The organism is Sulfitobacter sp. THAF37 (assembly GCF_009363555.1).
In the GTDB taxonomy this organism is placed as follows: Bacteria; Pseudomonadota; Alphaproteobacteria; order Rhodobacterales; family Rhodobacteraceae; genus Sulfitobacter.
This window is the reverse complement of record NZ_CP045372.1, coordinates 2,120,760-2,135,296: the sequence shown is the minus strand read 5'-3', so window position 1 is coordinate 2,135,296 and position 14,537 is coordinate 2,120,760. Positions and strand designations below refer to the sequence as shown.

12 protein-coding genes are annotated in these 14,537 nt (G+C 63.9%); 3 read left to right on the top strand and 9 right to left on the bottom strand.

Annotation, left to right across the window (positions count from 1 at the left end; translation table 11 throughout):
* Window positions 1-83 precede the first annotated feature (83 nt).
* The 9 genes from rpoD to FIU94_RS10390 all read right to left on the bottom strand — a co-directional run bounded on the left by rpoD (window position 84) and on the right by FIU94_RS10390 (window position 11,598).
* Window positions 84-2,066: an RNA polymerase sigma factor RpoD gene (gene rpoD, locus FIU94_RS10425; protein WP_152465740.1), complete on the bottom strand. Its 1,983-nt coding sequence runs from the start codon at window positions 2,064-2,066 to the stop codon at window positions 84-86.
* Window positions 2,067-2,197: 131 nt separating this feature from the next.
* Window positions 2,198-4,165, bottom strand: coding sequence for a DNA primase (dnaG, locus tag FIU94_RS10420; protein ID WP_152465739.1), 1,968 nt, complete (start codon window positions 4,163-4,165; stop codon window positions 2,198-2,200).
* Window positions 4,166-4,251: 86 nt separating this feature from the next.
* On the bottom strand, window positions 4,252-4,554 hold the full coding sequence (locus FIU94_RS10415; protein ID WP_152465738.1) for a hypothetical protein: 303 nt from the start codon (window positions 4,552-4,554) through the stop codon (window positions 4,252-4,254).
* Between the two features lie 13 nt (window positions 4,555-4,567).
* Entirely contained in the window at window positions 4,568-5,128 is a 561-nt protein-coding gene (locus FIU94_RS10410; RefSeq protein ID WP_152465737.1) for a sarcosine oxidase subunit gamma, read from the bottom strand.
* On the bottom strand, window positions 5,121-8,054 hold the full coding sequence (locus FIU94_RS10405) for a sarcosine oxidase subunit alpha family protein (RefSeq protein WP_152465736.1): 2,934 nt from the start codon (window positions 8,052-8,054) through the stop codon (window positions 5,121-5,123). The genes FIU94_RS10410 and FIU94_RS10405 overlap by 8 nt, the downstream gene beginning before the upstream one ends.
* Window positions 8,051-8,323, bottom strand: a complete 273-nt coding sequence (locus FIU94_RS10400; protein WP_152465735.1) for a sarcosine oxidase subunit delta — start codon at window positions 8,321-8,323, stop codon at window positions 8,051-8,053. Before FIU94_RS10400 ends, FIU94_RS10405 begins: the two co-directional genes overlap by 4 nt.
* A 96-nt stretch (window positions 8,324-8,419) precedes the next feature.
* Window positions 8,420-9,673: a sarcosine oxidase subunit beta family protein gene (locus FIU94_RS10395; RefSeq protein ID WP_152465734.1), complete on the bottom strand. Its 1,254-nt coding sequence runs from the start codon at window positions 9,671-9,673 to the stop codon at window positions 8,420-8,422.
* Between the two features lie 182 nt (window positions 9,674-9,855).
* Complete coding sequence (locus FIU94_RS20890) at window positions 9,856-10,029, bottom strand: hypothetical protein (protein WP_172975889.1); 174 nt, start codon at window positions 10,027-10,029, stop codon at window positions 9,856-9,858.
* Between the two features lie 138 nt (window positions 10,030-10,167).
* Window positions 10,168-11,598 carry a Glu/Leu/Phe/Val dehydrogenase gene (locus tag FIU94_RS10390; protein WP_152465733.1) on the bottom strand — a complete coding sequence of 477 codons (1,431 nt, stop codon included), beginning with the start codon at window positions 11,596-11,598 and terminating at the stop codon, window positions 10,168-10,170.
* Between the two features lie 342 nt (window positions 11,599-11,940).
* Between FIU94_RS10390 and FIU94_RS10385 the strand changes: the two genes are divergently transcribed.
* Genes FIU94_RS10385 through FIU94_RS10375 form a run of 3 tightly spaced genes read left to right on the top strand, consistent with a single transcriptional unit; the run spans window position 11,941 to window position 14,506 of the window.
* On the top strand, window positions 11,941-13,398 hold the full coding sequence (locus tag FIU94_RS10385; protein WP_254702511.1) for a Tad domain-containing protein: 1,458 nt from the start codon (window positions 11,941-11,943) through the stop codon (window positions 13,396-13,398).
* The gene (locus tag FIU94_RS10380; protein WP_152465731.1) at window positions 13,395-13,934 is read left to right on the top strand and encodes a TadE/TadG family type IV pilus assembly protein; all 540 of its coding nucleotides are present in this window, start codon (window positions 13,395-13,397) and stop codon (window positions 13,932-13,934) included. Before FIU94_RS10385 ends, FIU94_RS10380 begins: the two co-directional genes overlap by 4 nt.
* Window positions 13,931-14,506 (top strand): TadE/TadG family type IV pilus assembly protein, encoded by a 576-nt coding sequence (locus tag FIU94_RS10375; RefSeq protein ID WP_254702510.1) that lies wholly within the window; start codon window positions 13,931-13,933, stop codon window positions 14,504-14,506. Before FIU94_RS10380 ends, FIU94_RS10375 begins: the two co-directional genes overlap by 4 nt.
* The last annotated feature ends 31 nt before the right edge of the window (window positions 14,507-14,537 follow it).

Here is a 14,537-nt window from a genome sequence, read left to right as displayed (position 1 = left end):
CCCTAAAACGAAAAGGACCGGCAAAGCGCCGGTCCTTTTGCACACTTGATACGCCTCGCGGGCACCGCGCCCGTCTCTTGATGCTATTGATCCAGGAACGACCGCAGCTTGCGGGACCGGCTCGGGTGCTTGAGCTTGCGCAGCGCCTTCGCTTCGATCTGGCGGATACGTTCGCGGGTCACGCTGAATTGCTGGCCGACCTCTTCGAGCGTGTGGTCGGTGTTCATGCCGATGCCGAAGCGCATGCGCAGGACCCGTTCCTCGCGCGGGGTGAGCGATGCCAGCACCCGCGTCGTGGTTTCCTTCAGGTTCTCCTGGATCGCGCTGTCCAGCGGCAGGACCGCGTTCTTGTCCTCGATGAAGTCGCCCAGCTGGCTGTCTTCCTCGTCGCCAATCGGGGTTTCCAGCGAAATCGGCTCCTTGGCGATCTTCATCACCTTGCGGACCTTTTCCAGCGGCATCTGCAGCTTTTCGGCCAGCTCTTCGGGCGTCGGTTCGCGGCCGATCTCGTGCAGCATCTGGCGCCCCGTGCGCACCAGCTTGTTGATCGTCTCGATCATGTGGACCGGGATGCGGATCGTGCGCGCCTGATCCGCGATGCTGCGCGTGATCGCCTGCCTGATCCACCATGTCGCGTAGGTCGAGAACTTGTAGCCGCGACGGTATTCGAACTTGTCCACGGCCTTCATCAGGCCGATGTTGCCCTCCTGGATCAGGTCGAGGAACTGCAGGCCCCGGTTCGTGTACTTCTTGGCGATGGAGATCACGAGGCGCAGGTTCGCCTCCACCATTTCCTTCTTGGCCTGGCGGGCTTCCTTTTCGCCTTTCTGGACCTGGCTCACGATGCGGCGGAATTCGGAGATGTCGAGCCCGACGTACTGACCCACTTGCGCCATGTCCGAACGCAGCTGTTCCACCTTGTCGGAGGAGCGTTCGATGAACATCTGCCAGCCGCGGCCCTGCTTTTCGGCCATCCGCTCCATCCAGTTGGGATCAAGCTCGTAGCCGCGGTAGGCGTCGACGAATTCCTTGCGGTTGATGCGTGCCTGGTCGGCCAGTTTCACCATGGCAGAGTCGATCTGCATGATCCGGCGATTGATGCCGTAAAGCTGGTCGATCAGGGCTTCGATCCGGTTGTTGTGCAGGTGCAGGTCGTTGACCAGCAGCACGATCTCGGACCGCAGCTTCTGATAGGTTTCTTCCTGCGTGGTGGTAAAGGAGCCGTCTTCGTTCAGGGTGGCCGAGATCCGGCTGTCCTGCATCTCGCTCAACTTGGCGTAATCGTCGGCGATGATGTCCAGAGCTTCCAGAACCTGCGGCTTCAGCGCGGCTTCCATGGCCGCGAGGCTCATGTTGGCCTGTTCATCGTCATCGTCGTCATCGTCGTTCGCGATGGGGTTGCCGTCGGCGTCCAGTTCCTGCTTGTTCTCTTCGGGTTTCGCTTCGGGCGCGGCACCGGGGGCGACAACAGGCGCGGTTTCCTCATCCTCGCCCAGCTGGTTGCCGAAGGTCGCTTCAAGGTCGATCACATCGCGCAGCAGGATGTCCTCGGACAGCAGTTCGTCGCGCCAGATGGTGATGGCCTGAAAGGTCAGCGGGCTTTCACACAGGCCCGCGATCATCGTGTTCCGCCCCGCCTCGATCCGCTTTGCGATGGCGATTTCGCCTTCGCGGGACAGCAACTCGACACTGCCCATCTCGCGCAGGTACATGCGCACCGGGTCGTCGGTGCGGTCCAGCTTCTCGGCAGAGCCCGAAGACAGCGCGACTTCCTTGGCACTGTCGGTGGTCGCCAGTTCGGTGGACCCCTTCGCGTCCTCTTCCTCGGCTTCTTCGTCCTCGATGATGTTGATGCCCATTTCGGACAGCATCGACATCACGTCTTCGATCTGTTCGGACGATACCTGATCGGGCGGCAGCACCGTGTTCAGCTGGTCGTAGGTGATGTACCCCTTTTCCCGCGCCTCAGAGATCATCTTCTTGACGGCGGCCTGGCTCATATCCAGCGAATGACCGCTGTCGGCATCATCCCGTTTGGTATCTTCGTTGGTGTCCTTAGCGGCCATTGAATGTCCTCCAGCGCGGTTGCGCGAATCAGTGAGAGCGATTCGACTAGCGCGAATCATGCGGGGTTTGCGCCGATTCTTAAACCCGTCGTCCTGCATTTTCCTAAAGGGCCTGCCAAAAAGGTCACGGCTCAGTTACGGCCCTTCGGTTTTTCATACGTAATGTTCTGCAACAGCGCGTCCAGCGCGCTGCGTTCGTCGCGGGAGATGCGCGCGCCATTCTCGCTCACCTCGTATTCCGCCTTGTCCTCCTGACCGGACCGCCGGGCCTGATCCGCGCTGCGCACGGCCTCGCTCAACCGCCAGGTCAACCCTTCGTCAGCCGCCCCCGCCATGTCTTCCTCGGCTTCGGCGATCTCCTCGCTCAACCCTCGTGCCGCCGCCAGTTTGGCCAGTTCCTCGGCCACGGTCATGGTGGCCATTTCGATGTCGCCCGGATTGCGGATGCACGGAGTGATGGCGACATGGCGCTGTGAGATGAGGTTTTCAAGGGCGTCCGGCCCCAGTGCGGTGGAAATCTTTTCACGCAACACCGCGTCGCCGTCCTGCGCATGACGCAGAATCAGGTCGCGCATGACCTTGTTGTCGCGGTCGCGGCAGAGCATCCCCTCCAGCCCGCTTTCGAACTCGGCCGCGATCTGGGGGCAGCCGATCACCGCAGCCAGGATCACCGCCTCGCGCAGATGGTCCGTCACGGCCTGATCGCCGCCCACCAGAACCGATGCCTTGGTGCTGGGAAGAGGCGCCATCGGGGCCTGCTGCCACTTGCCACCGGGGCGAAAAGCCGGTCGTGCGCCGCCGCGCGGGGCCGCCTGGGGCCGAAACAGCTGCCAGCGAAGGTCCTTGATTTCCTGGCCATAATGGCTGCGGATCGACGGGTCCTTGATCTGCATGATCTTCTCGCGCAGGGCCTTGTCCAGTGCCGCCTTGCGCTCCGGACTGTCGAACACCCGGCCTTCCGTCTCGCGCTGCCACAACAGGCGCACCATCGGCACCGCCTCGTCGATCAGCTTCTGGAACGCACCCGGCCCAGAGGCCTTCAGCAGATCGTCCGGGTCCTGCCCCTCGGGCATCATGGCAAAGCGCAGCGACCGCCCCGCCTCCAGCAGCGGCAGCGCCAGGTCGATCAGACGCAGCGCCGCACGCTGACCGGCGGTGTCGCCGTCCAGCGTGATGATCGGCTCCGGGTGGATGCGCCACAGCATCTGCAATTGATTGTCCGTGATCGCGGTCCCCAGCGGGGCCACCGCCGCCTCGAACCCCGCGCCATGCAGGGCGATCACGTCCATATACCCTTCGGCCACCAGCAACGGCTGCCCCTTGCCCGCCGCCGCCCGCGCCTCGCGGACATTGTAGAGGCTGCGGCCCTTGTCAAAGAGCGCGGTTTCCGGCGAATTGAGATATTTCGCGTTGTCGTTCGGGTCCATCGCCCGACCGCCAAAGGCAATCGCCCGGCCCCGGACATCGCGGATCGGGAACATGATGCGCCCCCGGAAGGTGTCGTAGGGCTTACCCCCCTTCGACGAAGGCTTGGCCAGCCCCGCATCCAGGATCATCTGGTCCGAGACGCCCTTGCCCTTCAGCGCGTCCCACAACCCCTGCCAGGCGTCGGGGGCAAAGCCGATTTCCCAGTGATCCCGCGCCTTTTCGTCCAGCCCGCGCCGGTCGAGATAGGCCCGCGCGTCCGCCGCCCCGCCTGTCTGCAACTGCAGCCGGAACCAGCGCACCGCCAGCTCCATCACGTCGGCCAGGTCGTTGCGCTTGTCGGCCTTCTCGGCCGCTTTCGGATCGCGCGCGGGCATGGTCATCCCCGCTTCCCGGGCGAGAGTCTCTACCGCTTCCATGAAACCGACATTCTCGGTTTCCCGCACGAAAGAGATCGCGTCCCCCTTGGCGTGACAGCCAAAGCAATAATAAAAGCCCTTTCGGTCATCGACGTGGAAGCTGGCCGATTTTTCCTGGTGAAAGGGGCACGGCGCCCACATGTCCCCCTTGCCCTGATTGGACTTGCGCTGATCCCATATCACCTTGCGACCGACGACCTGTGACAGGCTCGCTCGGCTGCGCAATTCGTCCAGGAATCCGGGTGGCAGGCTCATACCATATCCTAATCGCCGCACGCGGGATGGTCCAGCGGCGCCATGCATGATCGAAACGGTTCAGGACGGGCCGGTGCGGACCGCGCTCAGCGCGCCATGCACATTTCGTTCCAGGCCGCCGCAAGGTCCTGCGCCTTCACATCCCGCAGCTTCATCTGGTAAACCCAAGGGGCCACAAGCGGGATCGCGGTGTTGTAACGCTCAGGCCAGGTCGCCTTGCCCGCCACATGATCCGCCACCTTGCGTTCGCTGACACGCGCAAGCCGCGCCTGCTGCACCGCCGAGACAACCGCCGCCTGGTGCCCGCAATCCACTTCCTTCTTTCCGGCCGCCGCTACGGGACCGGCCATCGCGGCAACAACCGCCGACATCACCAGATACTTCACCATCGGATCACTCCACTCAATCTCCGCCACGCACGTCGGCGCGTGCAGCCACGGCTTCCATCGCTGTCTTCATATCATGAACCAATGTGGATGCCATCGACCGGAAAACAAGGATGACAAAAGTGTCAGCCCCGGTCTTGGTGATCGAGGCGGACATGTGGTAGAGTTGCGTGCGCAGGGTGTGCCCACGCTTGAACCGGTCCTCGCGCAGGTCCACCGGGACCAGCCGTGCCAGCACGTCCACCGCCCCGGCCCCCTTCAGCTGCACCGCCGCCCAACCGTCGGACTGATCCACGACCGCGGCATGTTCGGCCAGCGCCGGATCCGGAACCGGCCCCATCAGCAATGCCTGATCGCGCCCGAACCACAGGCAACGCGCCCCCGCCTTGCCGGTCGCGCGCAGGGGCGCGGGCCAGGCAAGGCCATGTGCCTTTTCCAACGCCGCACCCAGCGCCGCAGCGTCGCCCAGCGGCGCCAGCAGCGTCAGGGTGCCCGCATCCAGTTCCGTCAGTTCCGCCGCGCCGATGCGGATCGGCAGCAGGCCGTCGCAGGGCGTCCTTGCCGTCAGTTCAGCCACGTACACGCTCCCCTTCCCGGTCCAGAAACACCGGATGGCAGATTTCCACCTCCGCCTCCAGCCCGCGCAGATGATCCACCATGCGGATCACCTCGCCCTCGCGCGTCAGGCCCCGTTTCACGAAACCCAGACCGATCATGTGCCCCAGGTCGGGCGAGAACGCGACAGAGGTGACATACCCCTGATCGTTCTCCCGGACCGCCTCTGCGCCCGCATCGAATAGATGCGCCCCGGCGGTCAGCTGCTTTACCGCGCCGACCGGCTTCAGCCCCACCAGTTGCTCGCGGCTCTCGTCCTGCAGCCCGGATCGCGCCGCCATCGTCTTGCCGATACAGTCCTTCTTGTCCGACACCATGCGCCCCATTCCGATGTCGAAGGCGGTCGTGCGGCCATGGATCTCGGAATGAGTGATAAAGCCCTTCTCGATGCGCAGGACGTTCAGCGCCTCCATGCCGTAGGCGCCGCCGCCCAGCGCCTCTGCCCGCTTGACCAGCAGATCGAACAGGCTTGCCCCGTAGCGCGCGGGCACCGCCACCTCGTAGGCGTGTTCACCGGAGAACGAGATGCGGAACAGCCGCCCCGCCACGCCGCACACCTCGACCGGACCACAGGCCATGAAGGGCCAGCGGTCGCTGTCGATCTCTTCGCCCAGGATGCCGTTCAGCAGGTCGCGCGATTTTGGCCCGGCGACGGCGAACTGCGCCCAGTGTTCCGTGACCGAGATGCAGGACACTCGCCATTCCGGGTGCAGACACTGGGTCACGAAATCCAGATGCCGCATGACCTGCCCCGCCGCGGCGGTGGTGGTGGTCATGACGAAATGCTGGTCCCCCAGGCGCGCGGTGGTGCCATCGTCCATCACGTGCCCGTCTTCGCGCAGCATCAGACCATAGCGCACACGCCCCACCTTGAGCGTCGAGAAGACATTGGCATAGACAAAATCCAGAAGCGCCGCCGCATCCGGCCCCTGGATGTCGATCTTGCCCAGGGTCGACACGTCGCAGACCCCCACCGCCCCGCGCACATGGCCCACCTCCCGGTCGCAGGACTGCCGCCAGTTGGTTTCTCCCGCCTTCGGGAAATAGCTGGGCCGGTACCATAGCCCCGCTTCGATCATCGGCGCCCCCATTTTCACCGACGCCCGGTGAGAGGTGGTGAAGCGTTGCGGTGCGAACCCCTTGCCCTGCGCGCCCGCGCCCATCGCCGCGATGGAAACGGGCACATAGGGGGGGCGGAAGGTCGTCGTCCCGGTTTCGGGAATGCCCCGCCCGGTGGCATCCGCGAGGATCGCCAGCGCCGCCACGTTCGAACTTTTACCCTGGTCGGTGGCCATGCCCTGTGTCGTGTACCGCTTCATGTGCTCGACCGAGCGGAAGTTCTCAACCGCCGCCTGTTTCACATCCTTGACCGACACGTCGTTCTGGAAATCCAGCCAGGCGCGCCCCTTGCCCGGCACCGCCCAAAGCGGTTCCAGCGCATAGGCGTCATCCTCCGCACGCGGCAGGTCCACCGCGCCCGTCCGCCTCCCCAGATCGGCCAAGGCTTCAGTCGCCGCGTCGACACCGGCCCGCAGGCAGCCCGCCGTGGAAAAGACCCCGTTGCAGGCTCCGGCCACCGTCATGCCCGGCACCGCGCCGGGGGTCGGCACAAAGGCCTGAATATCCGCGTTCCAGGTCGGTCGCCCGCCCAAGTGGCAGGTCAGGTGCAGCGTCGGGTTCCAGCCCCCCGACATCGCCAGACAATCGGTCTGGATCGCCTGTTCGCCCGAGGCCGTCCGGATGGTGATCGCCTCCAGCTCCTTGCGGCCCGCCGCGTTGCAGACCTGAGCGCCGGTATAGACCGGGAAGTCGCCCCCCTCCACCGTGACATCGGCGCGGCTGTCGATCAGCGCCGCCACATGAACACCTGCCGCCACCAGATCGCGCGCAGTACGATGCGCATCGTCGTTGTTGCCGAAAACCGTCACATGTTTGCCGGGGCTCACCCCCCAGCGGTTGAGATAGGCCCGCACCGCCCCTGCCGTCATGATCCCAGGTCGGTCGTTGTTGCGAAAGGCAACGGGCCGCTCCAGCGCGCCAGTAGCCAGAATGCTGCGCCGCGCGTGGATGCGCCAGAACGTCTCCAGCGGCAGATCACCCGCCCGCGGGGCATGGTGGTTCACCCGTTCCAGCGCCCCGAACATCCCGCCGTCGTAAACGCCCGTCGCCGTGGTCCGGGGCATCAGCCGCACATTGGCCATCCCGGCCAGCTCCGCCACGACACCGGCGGCCCAGGCATGACCGGGCTGGTGCCCGATCGCCCCGGTTTCGGCATTGAGCCGCCCGCCCATGCGCGCATCCTCGTCCATCAGGATCACATCCGCCCCGGCCCGTGCCGCCGTCAGCGCCGCCATCAGGCCCGCAGGCCCCGCGCCGATCACCAGAAGATCGCAAAAGGCATAGGCGCGTTCATAGCGGTCCGCATTGTTCTTGCCGCTGAGCGCACCCAACCCTGCCGCCCGCCGGATCACGGGCTCATAGATCGCCTCCCAGAATGTCTTCGGCCACATGAAGGTCTTGTAATAGAAGCCCGCCCCCAGAAACGGCGCCGCCAGATCGTTGACCGCCATCAGATCGAAACTCAGCGACGGCCAGGCGTTCTGGCTGCGCACCTCCAACCCCTGGTACAGTTCCTGCACGGTGGCACGCAGGTTCGGCTCCGCCGCGGCGCCCCTTCCCACCGTGACCAGCGCATTCGGTTCCTCGGACCCGGCGGTCAGCACACCACGCGGGCGGTGATACTTGAACGACCGGCCCATCAGCTTCTGCCCGTTCGCCAACAGCGCGGATGCGACCGTATCGCCCGCGAAACCCCCGTAGGTCGCCCCGTCGAAGCGGAAGCTGACCGGCCTCTCCCGGTCGATCAGACCCCTGCCCGCGATCCTCATGCCCCTGCCTCCTTCGCATCGGCGGCCAGCGCCACGTCGGAAATCTCGTGGCTGACCGTGTCGCGCGTCACCACCAGCCAGGCCGAACAGCCCGCCTCGTGATGCCACAGCTCGCGTGTCGGCCCCGCCGGGTTGTCGCGCAGATGCACATAGCCGTCCCAGGCCGCCTCATTCGCCTCCGGCGCAGGCCGCGCCAGCGCAACCGCATCACCCTGATAGTAGAACTCTCGTCGGTCCCGCGACCCGCACAGCGGACAGTCGATCCTCATGCCATCCTCTCCGACGGGGTGCCGTCGCCCCGTTTCATTGTTCCCGAAATACACACCACAACGCCCGCCACGGACGCGCGGCCGACGTGCCGGGGCTCAGTGAAGGTTATGCTGCGCACCGGTGCCCTCCTCGTCCATCAGGCCGCGCCCGGTGCGGAACCGGTCCAGCCGGAACTTCGCCGCCGGTTCGTGGTGGGTGCCGGTCGCCATCAGATGGGCAAAGGAATACCCCGACCCCGGTACCGCCTTGAACCCGCCGTAGCACCAGCCGCAATCAATGAACAAACCCTCGGTCCCGGTCTTGTCGATGATCGGGCTGCCGTCCGGCGTCATGTCCATGATCCCGCCCCAGGACCGCAACACCCGCGCCTTGCCGATCATCGGCATCAGGGTCATGCCAGCCTCCATCACATGCTCCATCATCGGCATGTTGCCGCGCTGCGCATAAGAGGCATAGAAATCCAGGTCGCCGCCAAAGACCAGCCCGCCCTTGTCGGACTGCGAGATATAGAAGTGGCCCATGCCAAAGCTGACCACATGGTCGATGCAGGGCTTCAGCCCCTCGGTGACAAAAGCCTGCAGCACATGGCTTTCGATCGGCAGGCGCATCCCCGCCATCGCCGCCACCTGGCCCGAGCGGCCCGCGACGACGATGCCGACCTTCTTGGCACGGATCGCCCCCCGCGTGGTCTGCACGCCGCGCACGCGGCCGTTCTCGATGTCGATGCCGGTGACTTCGCACTGCTGGATCAGATCGACACCCCGCCGGTCCGCCGCCCGCGCGTACCCCCAGGCCACGGCGTCATGCCGGGCGGTGCCGCCGCGCTTGTGCAGCAACCCGCCGTAGATCGGGAAACGGACGTTGTCGAAATCGAGGTACGGCAGGTACCTGCGCACCCCCTCGCGGTCCAGCAGCTCCGCGTCGTCGCCCTGGTTGATCATCGCGTTCCCGCGCCGGGCAAAGGCATCGCGCTGGCCGTCGGAATGAAACAGGTTGATCAGCCCGCGCTGCGAATGCATCGCGTTGTAATTCAGATCCTGCTCCAGCCCCTCCCACAGCTTTAGCGAATGGGAATAGAACTCCGAGTTGCCGGGCAGGAAGTAATTGGCCCGGACGATGGTGGTGTTGCGCCCCACGTTGCCGCCGCCAAGGTAGCCCTTTTCCAGCACCGCGATATTGGTCATGCCGTGGTTCTTGGCCAGGTAGTAGGCCGTGGACAGCCCATGACCGCCGCCGCCGATGATGACCGCATCGTATTCCGCCTTGGGCTCCGGGTCTCGCCAGTGCCGTGTCCAGCCCCTGTTGCCGGTGAACCCTTCGCGCAACACGCGCCATCCTGAAAACCGCATCGACTATCCCCCTGACCTGGGTCGGAGTGAACCAAGTCCGACGCCTTGGTGCAATGCCCGGCGGACCGCTGCACCATTGTTTTCGACAGGAACTTTCCCGTCGGCGACGCCCCCGCTGGACGGCGCACATGAAAAAGGCGGCCCGGAGGCCGCCTTGGGGTTGCTTGAAGCCGAGCAGTCGCTCAGCGCCGGTCGGTCGGGGCTTCCGCGCGGGCCGCCGGGCGGCATTCGGCGGGCACAGTCAGCTTTGCGACCTGCCGGCGCAGGAATTCCTGCTGATCAATGCGGATATTGCGCTGGATCTGCCGGCTGTCCGGTCGTGTCGTGGTACCGAAGTCATGATGCTGTCGGGTCATCGTCTGCTCCGTTCTCTGGGGATGGCGCGGCCGGGACACCCCCGGCTGCTGCCGTCGTATCCTCAACTCTGGCGTGCGGCTGCGGTTCCCCGCTTCGCCGCGCCTTCAAACCCCTTCGGCGGAATGCCGCGCGGCGTGTCAGATCCCCTTGGCCCGGTAGCTGGACGCGACCTTGCTGATGGCCGAGATGTACGCGGCGGTGCGCAGATCGTCCACGTCGTCGCGGGTGTGCCAGATATCCGCCATCGCCTGATAGGCCGTCTGCATCGTGTCATCGAGCCCCGAACGGACCAGCTCAAGCTCGCCCGCGCCGCGCAGGTATTTCTCCTTGAAGTTCGGGCTCAGCTGCCAGCCGATGCCGCTGTCGGCGCTCAGGCGTTCCAACTCGTCCACGACGAGCTGGTGGCGGGCCTCCTCCTGCCGGCGCTGCATCCGGCCAAAGCGGATGTGGCTGAGGTTCTTGACCCATTCGAAATACGACACGGTCACGCCGCCCGCGTTGGCGTACATGTCCGGAATGATCACCACCCCCTTGTCGCGCAGGATCTGGTCGGCGCCCGCCGTGACCGGGCCGTTCGCGGCCTCAACGATCAGGGCCGCGCTGATCTGATTGGCGTTCGTCAGGTTGATCACCCCTTCGAGGGCTGCGGGGATCAGGATATCGCAGTCCGCTTCCAGCATCTTGGCGCTGTCGGGCTCGAACGGCGCATGGGGATAGCCTTTGACCGTGCCGTGCTTGGCGATCCACTGATGCACCTGCTCCACGTCCAGCCCCTTGTCGTCGAACAATGCGCCATCGCGCTCGATGATCGCGGTGATCAGGCAATTGTCTTCCTCGCTCAGGAACTTGGCCGCGTGATAGCCCACGTTGCCCAGCCCCTGCACAACCACGCGCTTGCCGTCCAGCTCTCCGGTCATCCCCGCCCGTTTCATTCCCTTGGGGTCCCGGAAAAAGGCGTGGAGCGCGTATTGCACGCCCCGCCCCGTGGCCTCGGTCCGGCCCTGGATGCCGCCGGCATGGGTGGGTTTGCCGGTCACGCAGGCGACACCGTTGATGTCGGTGGTGTTCATCCGCTTGTACTGGTCCGCGATCCAGGCCATCTCGCGCTCGCCCGTGCCCATGTCCGGGGCGGGCACGTTCTGCGCGGGATTGATCATGTCGCGCTTGATCAGCTCATAGGCAAAGCGGCGGGTGATCAGCTCAAGCTCGTGTTCGTCGTATTCGCGCGGGTCGATGCACAAGCCCCCCTTGGAGCCGCCAAAGGGCGCTTCGACCAATGCGCATTTGTAGGTCATCAGCGCCGCCAGCGCCTCGACCTCGTCCTGATTGACGCCCAGTGAATAGCGAATGCCGCCCTTGACCGGTTCCATGTGTTCCGAATGGACGGACCGGTATCCGGTGAAGGTGTGGATCGTGCCGCGCAGACGGACGCCGAAGCGCACCGTATAGGTCGCGTTGCAGACCCTGATCTTTTCCTCAAGGCCCGGCGAGAGGTCCATCAGCGCCACCGCGCGGTTGTACATCATGTCGACGCTCTCGCGGAAACTCGGCTCGTTGGATGGGGTCATCGTCTTCTCCAGTCGTTTCGGTCCGATGGCGGGCGCGACTCGGATGCGCCGCATATCTGGTCCCACCCTAAGCCCAGCTTTTTCAAAGCGCGACCCTGCTCATCACACTGCCTTGAAATTAAGCCTTTGAGATGATTCGCGGTCCAAAGTGGCCAGACGTTTCCGCACGCGAAACAACCGGCACCCGGCGGCGGAATTGATCACGATTTTACGTTACATACCGGCTTTTTAGGCATTTTTCCGCCCAAATTTCGCCACGTTGCCCAATCAGAAGAAGTTAAAGGCGGATCCCGTCTGAAGCCCGGCATTCGAAATATGCCTCGGGAAGAAAGGTTAACAAACATGAAACGTCCTACACGTGAAAATCGCCTGACTGCTGGGGACCTGTTGGCACTGTCGCGCCATTTGTCAAAGTCGGACGACGGCTCGATCACCATGTTCGCCTGCTTTATGGTCCTCATCATGCTGATGATCGGCGGGATTGGCGTGGACATGATGCGCCACGAAATGGAACGGACCCGGCTTCAGGCGATCTCGGACCGGGCGGTGCTGGCCGCCGCCGACCTGGATCAGCCGCTCGACCCCGAAGCGGTGGTGCGTGACTATTTCGCCAAGGCCAACATGGCCGAATACGTGTCCGCAGTTAGCGTAAGCGATGGTCTGAATTACCGTACCGTGACGGTGGATGCCACCAACACGATCAAGACGCAGTTCATGGATTCAATGGGCGTCGAAAACCTTAATGTGCCCGCCCGTGCCAAGGCGGAAGAAAAGATCCAAAAGGTCGAGATTTCGCTCGTCGTCGATATTTCCGGCTCGATGAAGGACAACGGCAAGATGCAGAACCTCAAGAACGCCGCCGGCGTCTTTGTGGACACTGTGCTGAAGCCCGAAAACGAAGATCTGATCTCGGTTTCGCTTATCCCCTATTCGGAACATGTGAACGCCGGGCCCGGAATCTTCGACCAGCTCAACGTCAACAAGGTGCACAAGTTCTCCCATTGCATCGAAATTCCGGATTCGGAGTTCGACAAACTGCGGTTCGACCGTTCCCGCAGCTACGAGCAGATGCAGTACTTCCAGTGGAACTATTATTCGATCGAAAGCGGCAACTACCAGAACACCCGCTATGACACGGTCTGCCCGCGCAACGGAAACCGTAACGGCCACACCGGCGAGGATTACGAGGCGATCACCGCGTTCAGCCAGAACGCCAACGCGCTCAAGGCCCAGATCAACAAGTTCAAACCGCGCGCCGGTACGTCGATCTTTCTCGGCATGAAGTGGGCCGTTGGCATGCTGCACCCGGACTTCCGCCCGATCATCAGCAATCTGGCTGACATGGGCCAAGCCGACGGCGCATTCGCAAACCGGCCTTCCGCGCTCAACGATCCCGAAACGCTCAAGACCGTGATCCTGATGACCGACGGGCAGAACGACCGTTCGATGCGCATTCCGGACTGGTACTACAACTCCGACAGCGAGATCATGCACTGGGTCGACTACAACCTTCAGTACTACATGAACCGCTACGTGAACTACCGCTACCACTCGAACTTCTACTACCAGAAGTACGACGCGGCCCAGGGCGACCGCCTGTTGTCCAACATCTGCGACGCGGCCAAGGAAGCACGGATCGTCATCTGGTCCATCGGCTTTGAAGTGACCGACCACGGGGCCAACGTGATGCGCGACTGCGCCTCCTCGCCCAGCCACTTCTTCAGGGTGGAAGGCGTGGAGATCGAAGACGCCTTCGAGTCCATCGCGCGCCAGATCAACCAGCTGAGGCTGACGCAATGAAACCGTCCCTCATGCGGCGCCTGTTCCGGTTTCGCCGGGACGAAGAAGGCGGGATCTTTCTGGTCGAATTCTGCATCCTGGTGCCGATCCTGTTCGGCGCGTTCATGATGGCGGTCGAGATGGGCATCTACTCCATGCGGCAGATGTACCTGGACCGGGGCGTGGATATCGCGGTACGCTACATCCGGCTCAGCACCAACACGCCCATCGCGCACGACCAGATCAAGCAGATCGTCTGCGACAACGCAGGCTTTATCGAAGACTGCGACAGCACTCTGCGGCTGGAAATGATCCCGCTGCGCCCCCGTGCCTTTGCCACGTTCGACCAGACGCCCGATTGTGTGGATACCTCGGCCCCTGCCGAACCGGTGCGCGGCTTCGTTCTGGGCCGCGAGCACGAGGTGATGATCATGCGGGCCTGCGTCAAGTTCAAGCCGGTCTTTGCCACCACCGGCCTGGGCAAGGCGCTGGACAAGGATGGCAGCGGACGGGCCCGGCTGATCGCGGTATCCGCCTTTGTTCAGGAGCCCCAATGATGCATGCAACCTTGTTCAAAGCCGGACTTCGCTCGGCCCTGCACGGCGATTTCATGCGCCGACAGGACGGGTCGATCTCCATCGAGGCGATGATCGTTCTGCCAGTGATGTTCTGGGCCTTCCTGGCGATGTTCTCGATCTTCGATGCGTTCCGCACCTACGGGATCAACCAGAAAGCGGCCTTTACCGTGGGCGACGCAATCTCGCGCGAGACGCTGCCGCTGGACGACGATTACCTCAACGGAATGCACAGCCTGTTCGAATATCTGTCCTTGAGCGAAGGCCAGTCCGCCCTGCGCGTCAGTTCGATCTGGTTCGACGCGGACGACAACCGCTACCGCACGGACTGGTCCAAGACACGCGGCGGTGTCACCGCGCTGACCAGCAGCAACGTCCGGAACTGGCATGACAAGCTGCCGGTGATGCCCGACAACGAACGGGTGGTGCTGGTGGAGACCTGGAGCGACTATACGCCGCCCTTCGCCACCGGGCTGGAAAACCGCGAGATCCAGAACTTTGTCTTCACCCGCCCGCGCTACGCCCCGCGCGTGTGCTGGGAAGAGTGTAACTGACAGCTGCCTGACGTGGCGACACAGGCCCCGC

Bases quoted from the DNA above. Each gene is read 5' to 3' on its own strand.
- rpoD (WP_152465740.1), bottom strand. From the start codon at position 2,066: ATGGCCGCTAAGGACACCAACGAAGATACCAAACGGGATGATGCCGAC.
- dnaG (WP_152465739.1), bottom strand. From the start codon at position 4,165: ATGAGCCTGCCACCCGGATTCCTGGACGAATTGCGCAGCCGAGCGAGC.
- FIU94_RS10415 (WP_152465738.1), bottom strand. From the start codon at position 4,554: ATGGTGAAGTATCTGGTGATGTCGGCGGTTGTTGCCGCGATGGCCGGT.
- FIU94_RS10405 (WP_152465736.1), bottom strand. From the start codon at position 8,054: ATGAGGATCGCGGGCAGGGGTCTGATCGACCGGGAGAGGCCGGTCAGC.
- FIU94_RS10400 (WP_152465735.1), bottom strand. From the start codon at position 8,323: ATGAGGATCGACTGTCCGCTGTGCGGGTCGCGGGACCGACGAGAGTTC.
- FIU94_RS10395 (WP_152465734.1), bottom strand. From the start codon at position 9,673: ATGCGGTTTTCAGGATGGCGCGTGTTGCGCGAAGGGTTCACCGGCAAC.
- FIU94_RS20890 (WP_172975889.1), bottom strand. From the start codon at position 10,029: ATGACCCGACAGCATCATGACTTCGGTACCACGACACGACCGGACAGC.
- FIU94_RS10390 (WP_152465733.1), bottom strand. From the start codon at position 11,598: ATGACCCCATCCAACGAGCCGAGTTTCCGCGAGAGCGTCGACATGATG.
- FIU94_RS10385 (WP_254702511.1), top strand. From the start codon at position 11,941: ATGAAACGTCCTACACGTGAAAATCGCCTGACTGCTGGGGACCTGTTG.
- FIU94_RS10380 (WP_152465731.1), top strand. From the start codon at position 13,395: ATGAAACCGTCCCTCATGCGGCGCCTGTTCCGGTTTCGCCGGGACGAA.
- FIU94_RS10375 (WP_254702510.1), top strand. From the start codon at position 13,931: ATGATGCATGCAACCTTGTTCAAAGCCGGACTTCGCTCGGCCCTGCAC.